This window comes from Paenibacillus sp. yr247, assembly GCF_900103825.1.
In the GTDB taxonomy this organism is placed as follows: domain Bacteria; phylum Bacillota; class Bacilli; order Paenibacillales; family NBRC-103111; genus Paenibacillus_E.
The window spans coordinates 170,503-188,135 of record NZ_FNIF01000005.1 but is presented as its reverse complement, the minus strand read 5'-3'; the positions used below and the strand labels follow the sequence as shown (position 1 = coordinate 188,135).

Genomic DNA, 17,633 nt, shown 5'->3' with positions numbered 1-17,633 from the left:
TTTTCCTAATAAGATTTGGTATGCTAGGAGAAGTGCAGGACGAAGGGATTGAAGATACACGTCATGAAATTTGCAGTTTTGGATTTTGAAACGACAGGAAGTCAGCCAGCGGATGAAATTATCCAGGTTGGACTGGTCATTATAGATCAATTTCAAATCACCGACAGGTATACTTCTCTGGTAAAACCAGGGATTGGTATACCTTCTTCGATTACAACACTTACAGGAATTACGGAAGAGATGATTGAGGATGCTCCCACCCTAGACCAAGTGATGTCGGATATGTTTCCGCTTTTGTTTGATTGCGTGCTTGTGGCGCACCATGCTGCTTTCGATGTATCCTTTTTGCAAAAAGGGCTAACGAAAACCGGATATCCGCCTTTCTCTGGTCGTGTTCTAGATACGATGGATATGCTGCGCATCCTATTTCCTTCCATTTCTAGTCTCCAACTTAGCATGGTGGCTGGTTTATTTGGCATTGATCATGAAAGACCCCACCAAGCGGACAGTGATGCGGAAGTAACTGCAGCGATTTGGATTATTTGTATGGAACGTTTGTTAGGATTATCACTTCTCACGGTCCAACGCTTACAAAATATTTTCGAAAACGGTAACAGCGATTTAGGCTGGTTCCTTGATGAAATATGTTTATATAAAGAGTCCATTACCAGTGTCGATATGGATACGAATCGTTATTTCCGGCAATTTACTCTCAATGTCTCTGATTGGGGCGATGATGAGGATATTCGCAAAGATTCAGATGCTGAGGGTTTAGGTGCTTCCTTTAAAGAGTTTCATCAAGGTTTGAAAACGGCCTTAAAGGAAAAATTCGAGATTTTTGAAGATCGCGAGTCACAGGAGCAGATGATCCGGGAAGTTGAAAAGTCACTCGAGGACGATCAGCATTTGATGATTGAAGCGGGAACGGGAACAGGTAAATCCCTGGGGTATTTGATACCGTCTATTTATTATGGCATCAAATATGAGAAGAAAGTGGTTGTTTCCACACATACGATTAACTTACAAGAACAGCTTCGCGAGCGGGATATTCCGCTGCTGAAGGAGATTTTCCCTGTTCCATTCAAAGCCGCGGTGCTCAAAGGCAGAAGCCATTATTTGTGCTTGCGTAAATTCGAGACTAAGCTGACAACTCGTGATTATGAGAATGGCAAGGAAGATCCGATTACAGCAGCGCAGATGGTTGTCTGGCTTAGTGAGACGGAGCATGGAGATGAAGAGGAGCTGCATTTTGGAAATAAGGGTGCACAGTTCTGGTATACGGTTGCCAGTGACACTGATTCTTGTTTGAATCGAATGTGCCCATGGTACAAAAAATGCTTCTATCATCGCGCCCGTAATGATGCCAACACGACCGATGTAATCATTACGAACCATTCACTCCTCTTCACGGATATGAAGGCTGAGAACCGCCTTTTACCGTCTTATAAGCACCTTGTGATCGACGAGGCGCATCACTTTGAAGAAGTGGCCAGTAAACACCTTGGCATTGAGCTTCATGCCTCGGCATTTTATCATTCGTTACAATGGCTCTATAAAGATAATCGCAGTGGGCAATTGCCGATGCTGAGGTTTCGTTTACAGAAGTCCGATGAGCAGCAAGAGTGCGCAGTCGCTTGGAGCCAAACCATTGACAGCATTTTTCCTAAAATTGTGAAAATCAAAGAGGATTGGGATCGACTTAGTGAATCGCTCTATGAGTTGTTGTCTTCCCAAAGCGATCCTTCTCAAACGGAAAACTCGCAGTACGTGCTGCGGATGAAGCCCGAGACACTCCCAGAGAATTGGCGTGAGCTTCTGATAATGGAAGATAACATCTATTTGAATGCGAATGATTTGCTTCGAACGCTTGATAAGTTGTTAAATGAAGTGAAAGAGATGCAGGAAGTATTCGGGGTTCAAGGTTTAGTAACCGACCTCAATGGTACGGTGAAGGAGCTTTATAATCATCGGGATGCCCTGCACTTTTTCATGAAAATGGCGGACGAGGGATATGTGTATTGGATGGAAGCAGGGACCTATGCCAAAGCGAAGTCACTTCAGCTCAATTCAGTACCGACGGATGTGAGCGGCTTGCTGCAGCAGCATTTCTTTGAAACTAAGGACAGTATCATCCTGACCTCAGCGACATTGTCTGTTAATAAATCGTTTCAATATTCGGCGGATCAATTGGGGCTAGTAATTCCAGAGGATGAAGAAAAGGGCAAGCTGAAAACTGTTCAATTGCCATCTCCATTCAATTACCGAGAGCAAGCTCTGGTCGTGATTCCTCGGGATTTTCCGACTATAAAAGGAGCTGGTGACCCCGTCTTTATCAACGCACTTATAGGGTCACTTAGCGATGTCGCGCGAATTACCAAAGGTCGCATGTTAATTTTATGCACATCGAATCGGATGTTGAAGCAAATTTATGCGGGCATGAAGGACTTCTTGAAGCCGCATGGGATTACTGTGCTTGGGCAGGGCATTGACAGCGGCAATCGCAGCAAGTTAACCCGGATGTTCCAAGATAATAAAATGTGCGTCCTACTTGGCACCAGTTCGTTTTGGGAAGGTGTCGATATCCCAGGGGATGCGCTAAGCTGCTTAGCGATTATTAGGTTGCCGTTCCAACCGCCTAATCACCCTCTTGTTGAAGCAAAGTGTGAAAATATTAAGAAACGCAACGAGAATCCATTTATGAAATTTTCGGTGCCGCAGGCTGTCATTCGATTTAAGCAAGGCTTTGGTCGACTTGTCAGACGCGCATCCGATAAAGGTATTGTCATCATCTATGATACTCGCGTAATTGATACGTATTATGGCAAGCACTTCCTCTATTCACTGCCTGGACCGAAGATTGAGCACATGACGACAGAGCAAATGTTACCGAGGATTGAGCAGTGGATGGGGGGGGCGTAAAGATGAAATCACAAAAAATATCGGAAGCCGTCGTTCGGAGGCTGCCCATTTATTTACGCTATCTAAACGAACTGGCGATGAAAAATGTGTCGACAGTATCTTCACAGGATTTGGGACAAAAGCTTGATTTAAATCCGGCTCAGATTCGCAAGGATTTGGCATATTTCGGGGAATTCGGGAAAAAGGGAATAGGCTACGATATTACGTATTTGATTGAGAAAATTAGACAGATTCTAAAGCTGGATCGTCACATTCAAGTAGCCCTCGTTGGAGCTGGTAACTTAGGTCGCGCCTTATGCAATTATAATACCTACTTACGGAATGATATGAAAATTGTCGCTGTATTTGATGCAATGCCTAGCAAAGCAGGAGAGACAATCAATAATTTGATTGTCAAGCCAATGCAGGAGATGAAAACTGCATTATCTGAATTAGGCGTGCGTATCGGCATCATAACGGTACCTGCAACCGAGGCTCAAAATGTTGCCGATCAATTCGTAGATTGTGGTATAGAAGCAATTCTGAATTTTGCTCCCGTTATTATTAAGGTACCTCCTGAAGTCCGTGTACATTATGCCGATTTTACAACGGAACTGCAAAGCTTGGCTTATTATTTGGACTAGAAAAAGGCACGACTCGCGGTAATCACGGGTCGTGCCTTTATTTATTATAATATAAGTCTGAATAAAACGAAGTAGATCGAGAATGCGAGCGCGATGCTGATTGGAATCGTAATAACCCAAGTAATCAGCATTCGGCCAACGGTTCCCCATTGTACCTCATGGAAACGCATGACACTGCCTGTCCCGATAATCGCGGAAGAAATAACATGAGTTGTTGACAATGGTTTACCCAGATAGGTTGAGAATTGAATAACGAGTGATGATGTTAAGTCCGAGGCGAAGCCGTTAATCGGTTCGATTTTAACAATCTTACTGGATACCGTTTTAATAATTCGCCATCCACCGATGGATGTTCCAAGTCCCATGGACAAAGCGGCAGAGATTTTCACCCAGAGAGGTACATTCAGATCAGTTTGAACACCGGCTGCTACTAGACCAAATACGATAATACCCATAGCTTTTTGAGCATCGTTACCACCATGGGAGTAAGAAAGTAATCCTGCTGATAAAACTTGTAAAGTACGGAACATGCGATTAAGCTTCGATCTTGATGTGTTCCCCGACCATAAGATGATATACTTGATCAAAATCATAATCAGATATCCAAGCACGAAAGCAATAATCGGCGATAAAATCAATATGATAATAATTTGCGTAAAACCATTCCAGTTCACCGCGTGTACGCCGGCGCCTGCGATAACTGCACCCGCGAGAGAGCCAAGTAGGGTATGAGATGACGATGAGGGAATCGCTAGATACCAAGTTAACAGGTTCCAGATGATGGCAGCAAGTAAAGCAGCGATGACGATTTCAACACCATTTTCTATTTTGGCCGGGTTGGCTATGCTCCCTCCAACAGTTTTGGCAACCTTCGAGGACACCATGGCTCCAACGAAGTTCAGAGTGGCCGCCATGGCGATGGCAACACGCGGACTTAACGCTCGCGTTGAAATAGAAGTTGCTATCGCGTTGGCTGTATCGTGAAATCCGTTAATGAAATCGAAAAATAAGGCTAGTACAACAATAATGATCAAATAAGTTAACATGAGTTCCTCCTAAGAGTCTTCCATAAGGAAAACTTTCTTCGTATGCAAAGGACATGAATGTCCTTATGAATAACGAAGTACCACGCTATCAAGGATGTTGGCTACGTCTTCACAAGCGTCAGTGGTTTCTTCCAGGCGTTCATAAATTTCTTTCAATTTGAAATCTTCGTACGGGTCTTTACGTGTAATGAAAATTTGACGTATCCCTTCACGCATCAAACGGTCTCCGTCATTTTCAAGGGAGTTAATGGCTACCGTATGCTCAGGGATTTGCATATATTTTTTCTTAGCAAGCAGCTTGAATGCATCCAGCATATGTTGGCAAGAGTCAACGATGACTGCTGAGAATTCTTTCATATAGGAATCCGTATGCGACACAGAGAGGTAATCAAAACGAGCAATCGTAGCTTCAATACCGTCTGTTACATCATCAACTTTGGAAGCTAGGACCATAATGTCTTCACGATCAATTGGTGTAATAAATACTTTGTTCAGACCTTTAAAAATTTCATGTGTAATGGAATCGCCTGCATGTTCTAAATCGTTAATCGCTTTGACATAGTCAACAGGAGGTTTATCACCCATCATGGCTGTGCGAAACAGTTGTGCCGTTTTTAGTGCGTTTTCTGCAGCACGGATGAGAAGCTGCAAGAAATCAACTTCATTCTTTTTTGTGAATAACGTTGTCATAGAATCCTCCTATATTTTACTATATGTACAAGATTTTGATCGAATTTATTAGATAAACAGACCAAAGTGTAGAAAAAAACTCACAATGCTAAAAGTATCATAATAATTGTATTTAAAGCAACGAAAATTCCGTGACAATTTACAATTTCTTTACAATGGTAGATTTCTTGATTTTACATGCTTGAAGATGTAAAGTTTATTAAGCAGGAATTATCTATAGAATGAGCATAGAGAGGGTATTTTAGTATGAAAAAAACATTAATTATGAACGGCATTTTCATTTCTAATAATGAAGCGAAATCGTCTATCAAAGGCTGTATGGTCATTGAAGGCAACCAAATTACATATATCGGTGAGCAGGTACCTGAGCCTCAGGAAAATTATGAAGAAGTAATTGACGGCACGAACAAGCTTTACATGCCTGGCCTTGTGAATACACATGGTCATGCGGCTATGTCACTATTGCGCGGATACGGTGACGATCTGGCGCTCCAAATTTGGTTAGAAGAGAAAATGTGGCCGATGGAAGCTAAATTTAATGCCCAAGATGTAAAATGGGGGACGCTGCTCTCCATTTTAGAAATGATTAAAGGCGGAACGACGACAGTCGTAGATATGTATGACCACATGAACGAAGTGGCTAAAGCTGTTGAAGAGTCAGGAATGCGCGGTGTTCTAACTCGTGGTGTAATTGGTCTTTGTCCTCCAGAAGTACAGGATGCTAAATTAAAAGATGCCACCGAGTTTGCAAGAAACTGGCATGGTGGGGCGAATGGGAGAATCACGACAATGATGTCTCCGCACGCGCCTTATACATGTCCTCCTGATTATATTGAGCGTATCGTACAGGTTGCCCATGATTTAAACCTGCCTATTCACACACACATGTCCGAGACAAGCCGTGAAGTACAAGCGAATGTGGATCAGTATGGACTTCGCCCTGTCGCACATCTAGAGAAACTCGGTGTGTTCAGCAGGCCGACTCTCGTAGCGCATGGTGTTCATCTTACAGATGAAGAAATTAGCATCCTTAAGCAGTATGACGTACGCATTTCTCATAATCCTGGAAGCAATCTTAAGCTCGCCAGCGGTGTGGCCCGAGTACCTGAACTGCTTCGTGCTGGTGTGAAGGTGTCACTTGGAACGGATGGAGCGGCCTCTAATAATAACTTGGATATGTTCGAAGAAATGAGACTCGCCGCGCTGATTCACAAAGGTGTATCTGGCGATCCGCTAGCTGTTCCTGCTGCAGAAGCGCTTCTTATGGGAACAAAAATGGGTGCAGAATCATTATGGTTAGATAATATAGGCGTACTTCAACCAGGGATGAAGGCAGACTTCATTGCACTGGATATCGATCAACCGCATTTCCTGCCGAAGACAGACTTCGTTTCACATATTGTTTACTCTGCAAGTGCAAAAGATGTAGTGGATGTGTGTGTGGATGGACATTGGATCGTCCGTAAGGGTGAATGTTTAACATTGGATGAAGAGAAAATTAAGCGTGAATTTGAACAATGTTTCGATAAGTTAATTGGCTAAGAGAGGGGCCAGTAAGGTTCGTTTGGGGAGGTGAGCGGCGTTTATGAATGCGAAGCGAACAAGAATACTAACATTCTTTGTATTTATTATTTTAACACTTGGTGTAGTGCTCAGCCGCTTCTACTTAAATGTTCAGAATGAACACTGGGACGGCAAACGCAAAGCGGTTGAGACTGCGTATGAGAAGAGCATTTTGACGAAAGCAACCAATGTTGATTTTTTCTATGGTGATGAGCCTTTTCAAATTGTCTATGGAGAAGACAAATTAGGTCAAAGTGTCATTGTTTGGGTTTCGGATAAAGACGTGCATGCCGAGATGGCTGCTGAAGCTTTCACTGAAGCGCAAGTGCGAGATACGATGCTCAAAAAAGGTGCAGATTATGAAATAGAGCGTGTGATGCCTGGAAAGCTAGGTCAAGATTATGTCTGGGAAGTATTTTATAAAAAGAAGGACGATAGCGGAACGCGCTATTTCTATGATTATTACAAATTCAAAGATGGACGCTTTATGGATACCTACCGACTCAGCCTGCATTAGGCTGAGTTTTCTTGTTTCCACTCATTTCATAAAGCTAATTTATATATCAAATGATATACTATGTGTATTGCATTGTTAGAAACAAAATACGTATAGAAAGGGGGACGTTGACTGATGAAGCTGCGTCTCTTACCTGTCGTGATGAGCGTTATTATCTCTGCCGGGGTTTTATTCGGTGGTTGGTTCGCCTATACAAGTTTAGCTATGGAGAATCCATTATCTGATATCATTAGCAAGGTTCCCGGTGTGACAAGCTCGACGATGAAATTGGACAATAATAGTGTTGACATAGAATTGACTTTAAATTCAGACGCAAATTTAAGAAATGTTGTTGATCATATCCATAAGGATGGCGCTTCTATTATTGGTAAACGTTCTGTGAGTATTGATATAAAGAGCAAACCGTCTGAGAAATTGGATCAGTGGTGGTCCAAAGCTTTATTCGAGGTAGCACAAGCGATGGAAACAAAGCATTACGCAGACATTCCAACGACACTACAGAAATATGCAGCGGATGTGCCAGGTATGAAAGTTGACAGTGAAATGGATCAATCGTACGTATACATTCGATTGACGGATGGTGAGGCTACGAAATTCATCATGCTACCTAGGACTTCCCAGATAGGAGTGTGGCCGAATGAGTAAAATGTATAAAGAAATAGGAATAGGATTTATACCGGTTCTACTCATCTTTTTAGCCTTTTTAGGCATTAATGTGATTCCTATCTTGTTTGTTAGTGTATTCGGCGTATCCTTGTTTTATATGATCAAAGGCCGCGGAGGTGTAGGCATTTCTGCCGGCGGTGAACGTAAGAGCAAGAATCGCACGCCTTCGTTCTTAACTTTTGATGAAATCGGCGGACAAGATCGGGCGAAGAAGGAATTGACAGAAGCCCTTGATTTTCTTATTAAACATGAAGAAATTAAGAAGTTAGGTATTCGTCCACTCAAAGGGATTTTGCTCACAGGGCCTCCGGGAACAGGGAAAACGTTAATGGCTAAAGCAGCCGCTCATTATACGAATTCTGTTTATTTGGCTGCTTCAGGAAGCGAATTTGTTGAAATGTACGTTGGTGTTGGTGCTAGTCGAGTACGTGACCTTTTTAAGGAAGCTAGAACACGTGCAGTTAAAGAAGGCAAAGATAATGCGATTATTTTTATTGATGAGATTGATGTTATCGGTGGTAAGCGTGATGGTGGTCAACAACGAGAATACGACCAAACGCTCAACCAGTTATTAACAGAAATGGACGGCATTCATACGAACGATGCTCCCCGTATTTTGATCATGGCAGCTACGAATCGTAAAGAAATGCTGGACAGTGCTTTACTGCGTCCAGGACGTTTTGACCGTCATATTGAGGTGGACCTGCCGGATAAGAAGGGTCGTCTCTCCATTCTCGATATTCATGTGAAAAATAAACCGCTGTCTGAAGGAGTTTCTTTGGATGTCATCGCGGATCAAACGTTTGGTTTCTCCGGCGCGCAGCTAGAGGGCGTTCTGAATGAAGCAGCCATCTATGCGATGAGAGAAGATAAAGTGGCTATCGAGCAGCACCATTTGGCTTCCGCGATTGATAAAGTGATGATGGGTGAAAGAACAGATAAAGAAACGGCGCAAGAAGAGAAAGAACGCGTTGCTTATCATGAATTGGGCCATGCTATTATTGCAGAAATTGTACGCCCTGGCTCCGTTTCTCAAGTTACGGTTAGTCCGCGCGGAAAAGCACTGGGATATGTTCGTCATAATCCACCGAAGGACCATTATTTATACACCAAAGATTATATCGAGCAGCAAATCATGATTTCCTTAGGCGGTGCCGCGGCTGAAGAAATGTTCTATGGCGGACGCAGTACTGGTTCGCGAAATGACTTCGAGCAGGCACTTTCTATGGTCCGTAATATGATGGACTCCGGTCTTACTTCCCTTGGTATCATCGACCGTGAGATGGTTACGAAAGATCAGCTTATGAAAGAGAATACCGTTATCCTTGATGCGCTCATGATTCGCACGAAGGAGCTGTTAGAGCAGCAGCGGGGTGTGTTCGAACATTCTCTTGCGATTTTGATGAAAGAAGAAGTCCTTTCAGGTGATACATTCCGTAAATTGTTTGATGCTTCTTTTTCACAGACTGCATAAGCACGACCGTTGGCCTTGAGGCCAGCGGTTTTTTTGTTATTCTAGCTCCGAATTTATTTATACCCATAAGTTAGTTGTGGATAAGTAAAAAGGTAACGTCTTCCATTCATACCGGAATTGTTTCAAAGCTGAGAAAGTCTCAAGAACGTTTAGTGTATACTAATGAAATTAGGAAGCAAAAATTGTATGATAGGATAGGGTTTTCGAGGATATAGGGAAGATTCCCTTGAGAATGATAAAGGACGAAGCAGTTGAGAAGGAGAAACATGGCATGGTATTCAAAACGATTGGTGTAATCGGCGGGGGAACGATGGGACAGGGGATTTCTGAAATGCTCGCAGCCCGCGGCCTGGAAGTTTTACTCGCTGAGAAAACAACAGATAAGCTGGACCGCGCGATTGAGCAGATTACGGCCAGCCTTGATAAGCAAATAGAACGGTGGGCATTGACAGAAGCAGAGAAAAAGCTGATTTTAGCCAAAATTAAAAAAGCCGATTCACTTCAAGACATGGCTACTTGCGATATGGTGATTGAGACAATAACGGAAGACCTGAATGCCAAAAAGCATGTGTTTTTCCAGCTGAATCAAATTTGCAATTCATCCATTATTTTAGCAACAAATACATCCACCCTTAGTGTGACAGAGATTGCTGCAGTCACAACGAATCCTCAGCGTGTGATAGGACTACATTTTCTGCATCCCGTAGCAAAGATTAACCTCGTAGAAATTATTCGTGCGATGAAAACGTCGGATGCAACCTTCGAACAGACGCGACGATTCGTGGATGATCTCATTCAAAAAAAAAGCATTAAGGTCAATGAGTCGCCTGGCTTCATTACGACAAGGTTGATTTGCACGTTAATTAACGAGGCTTTGCACACGCTTTCTGAGGGAGTGGCTTCCGCAGAAGATATCGATAGCGCGATGCGTATCGGGTATGATTTCAAATACGGCCCTTTAGAAATGTGCGACCGTTTCGGGTTAGATTCCGTACATGATGCGCTGGAAGGCATGTTCCGTGATTATGGGGACATTAAATACCGTCCTTCTTTCCTATTGAAACAAATGGTACGCGCTGGCCATCTGGGCGCAAAAACGGGAGAAGGCTTCTTCCGCTACGACAAGGACGGTGACCGTCTGTGAATATTCTCGTTATAAATGCCGGGAGCTCGTCACTCAAATACCAGCTTTTTCAAATGGAAGATGAATCTATTCTCGCAAAAGGTCGAATAAAGCGCATCGGAATGGAAACGGCCATTTTGACGCATGAACCGACAGGTAAAGCTGAGGTTCATGAGGTTAGTGAGATTCTCGAACATAAGACAGCCATTCGCAAGGTGCTCGGGCTGCTTGTTCACCCCGAACACGGCGTACTGGTGTCGACGTCGGAGATTGACGCCGTTGGGCACCGGGTCGTTCACGGCGGTGAATCCTTTAAGAACTCCGTCCTCGTCAATGACGAAGTGAAGAAGGAGATTAAGCGGCTCTTCGATCTGGCACCGCTCCATAACCCGGCGCATATGCTTGGCATCTCGGCGGTGGAAGCGAACATGCCCGGCGTGCCGCAGGCCGTCGTGTTCGACACCGCCTTCCATCAGTCCATGCCGGCGCCAGCCTATCTCTACCCGGTGCCAATGGCGCTGTACCGGAAGCACAAGGTGCGCCGCTATGGCTTTCACGGCACTTCGCATAACTACGTGAGCGAACGCGCCGCTGCCTTCCTAGGCCGCCCGCTGGAGCAGCTGAAGCTCGTTACCTGTCACATCGGTAACGGAGCTTCCTGCGCTGCCGTACTGGGCGGCAAGTCGGTGGATACGAGCATGGGGATGACCCCGCTCGAAGGGTTGATGATGGGCACGCGCAGCGGCGATATCGACCCCGCTATCGTGCCTTATGTAATGGGCAAGGAGGATTTGACGCTGGGCGAGATCAGCTCCATGCTGAACAAGCACAGCGGACTGCAGGCAATCTCGGGGATTTCCAGCGATATGCGGGAGATCGTGGAAGCACTGGAGGCGGGCGATAAGAACGCCGCGCTTGCTTTTGAGATGTATGAGTATCGGCTTCGCAAATACATCGGCGCTTATGCCGCGGCGATGAATGGCATCGATGCAATCGTTTTTACGGCAGGCGTCGGAGAAAACTCGGAGCTGTTTCGTAAGAGGGTATGCGAGCGTTTGACCTTCCTTGGCGTGGAATTCGATGAAGAAGCAAACCGCAAGGGAAGAGGGCAGGAGCGGCGCATTACGACAAAAGGCTCCAAAGTACAAGTGCTCGTAATCCCAACCAATGAGGAGTGGATGATTGCTCGGGATACGTATAGACTAATTCGGTCATCGACGGACTGATTCTTTTATGAAAATAGTGTACAATAGAAAAGTATTCAGTAGGCTGGAGAGTTCCGGAATCTCAAAGGATATGATTCATTAAGTTAGTTTTCAACGAAAACTCTAGGGAGGGTCAAAAGCAGTATGAAATGTACGATAGGCGAAGTTAAACATCATGTCGGCGAGTCAGTTACGATTGGCTGTTGGCTAAACAAGAAACGTTCCAGCGGTAAAATTCAGTTTTTACAACTAAGAGACGGTTCGGGATATATACAAGGAGTTGTGGTCAAAAGTGATGTCAGTGAAGACGTTTGGGAAGCCGCATCCAAGTTAACACAAGAAAGCTCACTGTACATAACAGGAAAAGTGAAAGAGGATACTCGCAGTAAAGGCGGCTATGAGCTTGATGTACTTGGTGTTGAAATTATTCAAGTGACGGAAGAATATCCGATTACACCGAAGGAGCATGGCGTTGATTTCTTGATGGATAACCGTCATCTTTGGATTCGTAGTCCCCGTCAGCGTGCGGTGCTCGTGATTCGCGCCCAAATTATTCAAGCAGTACAGCAATTTTTCAATGAGCGTGGCTTCCATTTGGTTGATCCACCGATTTTAACTCCTTCCTCGTGTGAAGGAACAACGAATTTATTCCACACCAAATACTTTGATGAGGATGCCTTCCTAACCCAAAGCGGACAGCTATATATGGAGGCGGCTGCAATGGCGCTTGGCCGTGTGTATTCCTTTGGACCAACGTTCCGCGCAGAGAAATCGAAGACACGCCGACATTTGATTGAGTTCTGGATGATTGAACCTGAAATGGCTTTCGTTGATCATGCCGAGAACCTGGAGGTACAGGAGCAATTCGTATCTTATATCGTTCAATCCGTACTCAAAAATTGTGCACAAGAGCTGGAAACCTTGGAGAGAGATACATCTAAGCTGGAGAAAATTCAAGGCAGCTTCCCGCGAATTACATACGACCAAGCTGTAGATTTTCTACAAAAGAACGGGCATGAATTCAAATGGGGCGAGGATTTCGGAGCTCCGCATGAGACTGCGATTGCTGCACAATATGAAACACCTGTGTTCATTACCCATTGGCCAACAGAAATTAAGGCTTTCTATATGAAACCAGATCCTAACCGTCCTGAAGTCGTACTTTGTGCGGATATGATTGCGCCTGAGGGCTATGGAGAAATTATCGGAGGAAGTCAGCGAATCGATGATCCGGAATTAATGGAGCAGCGTTTCCAGGAGCATGATTTATCGAAAGAAGCATATCAATGGTATCTAGACCTTCGGAAATACGGTACAGTGCCGCATTCTGGTTTCGGGCTTGGACTTGAACGTACGGTTGCATGGATCTGTGGTCTGGATCATGTTCGCGAAACGATTCCATTCCCGCGTCTCCTATATCGTTTGTATCCGTAAACCATTTTATCGACCATGGGTAGAAAGGGGATCGGATGAGTAAACAGTCTAGTACGCAGCAGCTTCAGATCGAGGCTGCCCTATTGGCAGGCTTTCAGGAGGGCAGTGTTTCGGTCCCTCTCCTATTTCTGAAAAATTACCCTGCTCTAAATTTGAGCGAAATTGAAGTGATGACACTGATTCATTTGATTTCATTTCTGGAAAAGGAAAAGAATGACTTTCCAACCACCGATGAAATTCAATCCCGCATGTCCGCTTCACCCGATCTGGTGATTGCTAGCCTGCAGAAATTGATTCATGAGCAGTTCATCGCGATCGATGAGGATACAGAAGAAACGACAGGTATTCGCAGTGAACGATATAATCTTACGCCGTTATACAGAAAATTGGCCAAACTGGTGGCGGAGCAGCAGATGGCTCAGTTAACTGCCAGCCGTACATCAATTCAGTCCGATGAGAGTGCCAAAAGCATTTTCACAACTTTTGAAAAAGAATTTGCGCGTCCCTTAACCCCGATGGAGCTGGAAACAATCAGCGGTTGGTTGGATAAGGATTTGTACAAGGAAGAGCTCATCATGACGGCTTTGAAAGAAGCCGTATTTGCGGGGAAAGTTCATTTCCGCTATATTGACCGGATACTGCTGGAATGGAGCCGAAATCGAGTAGCCACGGTCGATCAAGCGAAGGAATATTCACAGCGCTTTCGACAATCCAGATGAATAAAAAAGTCCTAATCTTCTCTCATGGAAGATAGGACTTTTTTTATTGTGACTGCCATATCGCAATGATTAAGAGCATACGAATATTCACAATCCTTCGCCAAAAAAGCCAGACCTCACCCAAATGGGGAGAGCCTGACTTACGATCGATGATGGCAAGATGCTATAAGCTTTTTTGAAGCAAATGGGAGCGGTAGACATATTCAAAAAGAAACTCGAAAGCTTCCAGATGACGCTTAGTTTCAAAAGCATTGGCCCCCCATGCATAAATGCCATGTTTACGCAGCACGATGCCGGGAATGCGCGGAATTATTGATCCTTCCACCAGCTCGGCAATCCGAGGGATTTCCGCATAGTTTGGCAAAATAGGGATCTCGATGTGAGCTTCTTCATCCCAGATGTTGAAAGCTTTGATAAGCTCTACACCGTCTACGGGTATGCTTTTACGTTCCCAAAATAGCTCAGAAATCAAATTATTGAATATGGTATGTACATGAAAAATGGCGCCGGCGCCTGTCAATCGGTAGATTTCACTATGAATCAAGGTTTCTGCCGATGGCTTCAGGCCTGTGGCTTCCGTGGGTTGACCTTTCTCATTTACGAGCAGAAAATCTTCTGGTGTTTGAACGGACTTATCTCTACCACTGGAGGTAATGGCGAATGTGAATGCGTCAGGCTCGAAGCCCCCTACACGAACGGATAAATTACCGCTGGTCGCAGGAAACCATCCTCTGGCCGCTAAATTGGCTTTAATATTACGTAAATCCGCGAATGCGCGTTGTTTCTCTTCTAGTAAAATACTCATGTTACAGGTTCAGCCTCCAATTGCTTCATAATATCGAAGAAGTTGTCGAATGGGTGATAAGGATATTTCAGCTGCTCACACATTTCGATGAGATGTGAGCGTGCAAAAATCGTATCGACCAGCTTAGCTCCCTCGAAATCCGTAATGCTATCCCCAATGATAATCCGCTCATAACGCTCTGAATCATAAGACCGAATAATACTTGTTTTACACATCCCACAGTCTGTTGCACAGTGCTCGTCACAACGATTTGGCCATAAAATTTCAATGACGCTTCCTTCGAATGTGCTGGCATTGCAGTAAATATGCTCAGTTGGAATCGGGAAGGGCTTGAGCAGCGGATAGATAAAGAAATCAATGCCCCCGCTCGTAATCAGAAGTTTGATGCCATGCTCTTTACAGTAGTCCACAAATTCTTTAAAGCCATCCCGGATCACAGCGTTTCCGATGGCGTATTCGATGATCTCATCCTTACGGGAAGTAGGGAGGAGGGAGAACATCTCTCCGACTCCTTGACGTATCGAGATGGTTTTGTCCACAATTCGTTGTACGATAGCTTCCCAACCGGTTGGATTGAAATGCTTCATGATGGCTACGATGTTATCGTTCACGGTAATGGTACCGTCAAAGTCGCAAAAAATAACGCGTTCCTTACTCATTCTCTAATCCCCCAAGTGTTAATAGCTGTTTGTAATTCCGGATGTGAAATGGCGTAATCTCGAAGGTTGATACCTTGTAAGGTTGCGTCTATCGCCTGTCGGAAGGCTTGTCCACCAGCAATCGTACCGAGTGGATGTCCATGAATTCCTCCGCCTGCATTTACAATGACGTTTCTGCCAAAATCGCGCAGAATAAGAGGAACAAGACCAGGGTGAATGCCTGCGGAAGGAACAGGGAAGCTGGCAGCTAGTTTCAATTGCACCTCGGCTGAAGCGTTAAAGGCGTAATCTTTACGTAAATCATTCGTTAACAGCACATGCTTGATAGCCAAGTTTTCTTCTCGTGGCATCACGACAGAACCGTAAGGAGAAGGGAACAGTACCAAATCTGCACCAGCCAGGCGCATGAGCTTGCCAAGAAGCACAGAGGGGGATATCCCGTAGTGCGGTGACGGATAAGTCGCACCAGCCATGGCTGGATGCGCCATAATTGGTATCGTAATCTCCGGGTCGGAGCTTAATTCATGCAGGACATCGAAACCGTAGGCTAATACATTAAACAGCAAAGCGTTAGCTCCGGCTCCGATCGCTTTTTTGGCTTGAGCGGCAAGTTTGGAGGTGGGGCCGGTCAAATTTACGGCATATAGCAGTTTTTGACCTGTTTCCTTGGAGGCTTGTGCGGCTGCTCCAAGGCATACCTCAATCCGTTTCTCCAGCGGAGTTAATGGATTTTCAAATAAAATCTCATCGTCTTTAATTAAATCGACACCGCCGGCTGCTTGTAAATAAAATTGTTCGCGCAGCGCAGGCAGCTCATAGCCAACAACGGATTTAAAGATACTCATCAGCAAGGGACGTTCTTGAACACCAAGAAGGTCGCGTACGCCTTGCATACCGAATTTTGGTCCAGAAAAGCCGCTAAGGAAATCGGATGAGAAGGCTAAGTCAATTAATTTAATTTTGCCATCCATCGACAACTTTCCGAATACGGTGACCAATAAGGCGGGAATGTCCCGACTGAAGTTCACATCCGGGTAAGCGATTGTAATATCGGCATAGCGATTAAAACGAGGTTCTCCTTGGGCCGGCTCATGCACTTCGACAGAGATGACTTTCCCTAAATGCTTCTCCATTTGAGCTTTCTGCGCTTCTGGCAGCTCCGTCCAGCTGCCAACCGTTAAGCCGACAGCTATATTTGTAGCTTTTTTATGAAAATCGGCTTTCTCATCGAAACTCCGATATGTTGCTAAACAATATGCACTCATCAAAACCGCTCACCTGCTTTAATAGAATAAGACCTACTTGGATGAAGAAGATTTCGTTACAGGGCTTGGTGCTGCAATTTGTTCGCCCATTTCTTTGGCACGTTCTCCAGAACGGAATACAGCCGCAGAGACAGCTTCTCCGAACTGAAAACGATCCAGCACTTCAATCGAAGCTTGCGTTGCGCCGTTTGGCGAAGATACTTTACGACGAAGCTCAGCAGGGTGTTCCTGCGTAAGCTGAACCATATGAGCGGCTCCAAGCACCGTTTGCAGTGTTAGTTGATTTGCATCTTCCTCAGAAAGACCACCTTCGATGGCGGCTTTGATCATGGCTTCCATAAGATAGTAGACATAGGCGGGACCGCTGCCGGATACACCTGTCAGAATCTCTAATTTCTCTTCTTCTACGATCGTAACCGTGCCGACAGCTTCGAACATTTGGGTAGCGAACTGCTTGAATGTATCATTGACTTTTGCGGAGAAGCTCATTCCTGTAGCTCCCAATCCGATCGTACTGGACGTATTCGGCATTGTTCGAACGATCGGCATATTGGTTTGCAACAGAGCTTCTGTTTTAGCGATAGACAGCCCAGCGATAACTGAAATGAGAAGCTGCTGATCATTTAAAAGCGGCTGCAGTTCGGCGAAAGCAGTTACGACATCTTTAGGCTTCATACAGAGAACGACAACATCGGCTTCACGCAGAAAGGATTCCTTGGTTAGGGTGTCGGAAGTTGCCTGCAATCCGTATTCTGATTGGAGAAAAGCTAACCTGTCTTGATCTGAGCGGTTCATCACATATAAATTTTGCGGATTAGCAACCTTTGTTTCGATAAGTCCGCGGATAATCGCTTCCGCCATGGAACCGGCACCTACAAAGGCAATTTTGGCTTGCGATAAAGTTGTGGACATCGTGCATTCCTCC

General features: G+C 44.8%; 16 protein-coding genes. 10 read left to right on the top strand and 6 right to left on the bottom strand.

Annotated elements, in window-relative coordinates:
- Positions 1-63 precede the first annotated feature (63 nt).
- Together dinG and BLT91_RS13245 are read left to right on the top strand one after the other, a co-directional pair.
- Positions 64-2,919, top strand: a complete 2,856-nt coding sequence (dinG, locus tag BLT91_RS13250; protein WP_090821576.1) for an ATP-dependent DNA helicase DinG — start codon at positions 64-66, stop codon at positions 2,917-2,919.
- 2 nt (positions 2,920-2,921) lie between these two features.
- The gene (locus tag BLT91_RS13245) at positions 2,922-3,542 is read left to right on the top strand and encodes a redox-sensing transcriptional repressor Rex (protein WP_090821574.1); all 621 of its coding nucleotides are present in this window, start codon (positions 2,922-2,924) and stop codon (positions 3,540-3,542) included.
- A gap of 44 nt (positions 3,543-3,586) precedes the next feature.
- On the opposite strand, the gene BLT91_RS13240 is transcribed toward BLT91_RS13245, so the two are convergent.
- Both BLT91_RS13240 and BLT91_RS13235 read right to left on the bottom strand, forming a co-directional pair.
- Complete coding sequence (locus tag BLT91_RS13240; RefSeq protein WP_090821572.1) at positions 3,587-4,588, bottom strand: inorganic phosphate transporter; 1,002 nt, start codon at positions 4,586-4,588, stop codon at positions 3,587-3,589.
- Positions 4,589-4,651: 63 nt separating this feature from the next.
- Positions 4,652-5,278 (bottom strand): DUF47 domain-containing protein, encoded by a 627-nt coding sequence (locus tag BLT91_RS13235; RefSeq protein WP_090821570.1) that lies wholly within the window; start codon positions 5,276-5,278, stop codon positions 4,652-4,654.
- Positions 5,279-5,524: 246 nt separating this feature from the next.
- Between BLT91_RS13235 and BLT91_RS13230 the strand changes: the two genes are divergently transcribed.
- The 8 genes from BLT91_RS13230 to BLT91_RS13195 all read left to right on the top strand — a co-directional run bounded on the left by BLT91_RS13230 (position 5,525) and on the right by BLT91_RS13195 (position 13,979).
- Complete coding sequence (locus BLT91_RS13230) at positions 5,525-6,820, top strand: amidohydrolase (RefSeq protein WP_090821568.1); 1,296 nt, start codon at positions 5,525-5,527, stop codon at positions 6,818-6,820.
- A gap of 43 nt (positions 6,821-6,863) precedes the next feature.
- Positions 6,864-7,358 carry a cell wall elongation regulator TseB-like domain-containing protein gene (locus BLT91_RS13225; RefSeq protein ID WP_090821565.1) on the top strand — a complete coding sequence of 165 codons (495 nt, stop codon included), beginning with the start codon at positions 6,864-6,866 and terminating at the stop codon, positions 7,356-7,358.
- A gap of 114 nt (positions 7,359-7,472) precedes the next feature.
- The gene (locus BLT91_RS13220) at positions 7,473-8,003 is read left to right on the top strand and encodes a hypothetical protein (protein ID WP_090821563.1); all 531 of its coding nucleotides are present in this window, start codon (positions 7,473-7,475) and stop codon (positions 8,001-8,003) included.
- Positions 7,996-9,498, top strand: coding sequence for an AAA family ATPase (locus BLT91_RS13215; protein ID WP_090821561.1), 1,503 nt, complete (start codon positions 7,996-7,998; stop codon positions 9,496-9,498). The genes BLT91_RS13220 and BLT91_RS13215 overlap by 8 nt, the downstream gene beginning before the upstream one ends.
- 271 nt (positions 9,499-9,769) lie before the next feature.
- Positions 9,770-10,642, top strand: coding sequence for a 3-hydroxyacyl-CoA dehydrogenase family protein (locus tag BLT91_RS13210; RefSeq protein ID WP_090821777.1), 873 nt, complete (start codon positions 9,770-9,772; stop codon positions 10,640-10,642).
- Positions 10,639-11,847 carry an acetate/propionate family kinase gene (locus BLT91_RS13205; RefSeq protein ID WP_090821558.1) on the top strand — a complete coding sequence of 403 codons (1,209 nt, stop codon included), beginning with the start codon at positions 10,639-10,641 and terminating at the stop codon, positions 11,845-11,847. The genes BLT91_RS13210 and BLT91_RS13205 overlap by 4 nt, the downstream gene beginning before the upstream one ends.
- Positions 11,848-11,970: 123 nt before the next feature.
- Entirely contained in the window at positions 11,971-13,260 is a 1,290-nt protein-coding gene (gene asnS / locus BLT91_RS13200) for an asparagine--tRNA ligase (protein WP_090821557.1), read from the top strand.
- A gap of 35 nt (positions 13,261-13,295) precedes the next feature.
- Positions 13,296-13,979 (top strand): DnaD domain protein, encoded by a 684-nt coding sequence (locus tag BLT91_RS13195; RefSeq protein ID WP_090821555.1) that lies wholly within the window; start codon positions 13,296-13,298, stop codon positions 13,977-13,979.
- A 163-nt stretch (positions 13,980-14,142) separates the two neighbouring features.
- Here the strand turns inward: BLT91_RS13195 and mtnB are convergent, their stop codons facing one another.
- The 4 genes from mtnB to proC are packed head-to-tail and all read right to left on the bottom strand — an operon-like array spanning position 14,143 to position 17,620.
- Positions 14,143-14,784 carry a methylthioribulose 1-phosphate dehydratase gene (mtnB, locus tag BLT91_RS13190; protein WP_090821553.1) on the bottom strand — a complete coding sequence of 214 codons (642 nt, stop codon included), beginning with the start codon at positions 14,782-14,784 and terminating at the stop codon, positions 14,143-14,145.
- On the bottom strand, positions 14,781-15,443 hold the full coding sequence (locus BLT91_RS13185) for a 2-hydroxy-3-keto-5-methylthiopentenyl-1-phosphate phosphatase (protein WP_090821551.1): 663 nt from the start codon (positions 15,441-15,443) through the stop codon (positions 14,781-14,783). The genes mtnB and BLT91_RS13185 overlap by 4 nt, the downstream gene beginning before the upstream one ends.
- On the bottom strand, positions 15,440-16,708 hold the full coding sequence (locus BLT91_RS13180; RefSeq protein ID WP_090821549.1) for a 2,3-diketo-5-methylthiopentyl-1-phosphate enolase: 1,269 nt from the start codon (positions 16,706-16,708) through the stop codon (positions 15,440-15,442). The genes BLT91_RS13185 and BLT91_RS13180 overlap by 4 nt, the downstream gene beginning before the upstream one ends.
- A 33-nt stretch (positions 16,709-16,741) precedes the next feature.
- A complete protein-coding gene (gene proC / locus BLT91_RS13175; RefSeq protein WP_090821547.1) occupies positions 16,742-17,620 on the bottom strand; it encodes a pyrroline-5-carboxylate reductase in 879 nt (292 codons plus the stop codon).
- Positions 17,621-17,633: the final 13 nt, after the last annotated feature.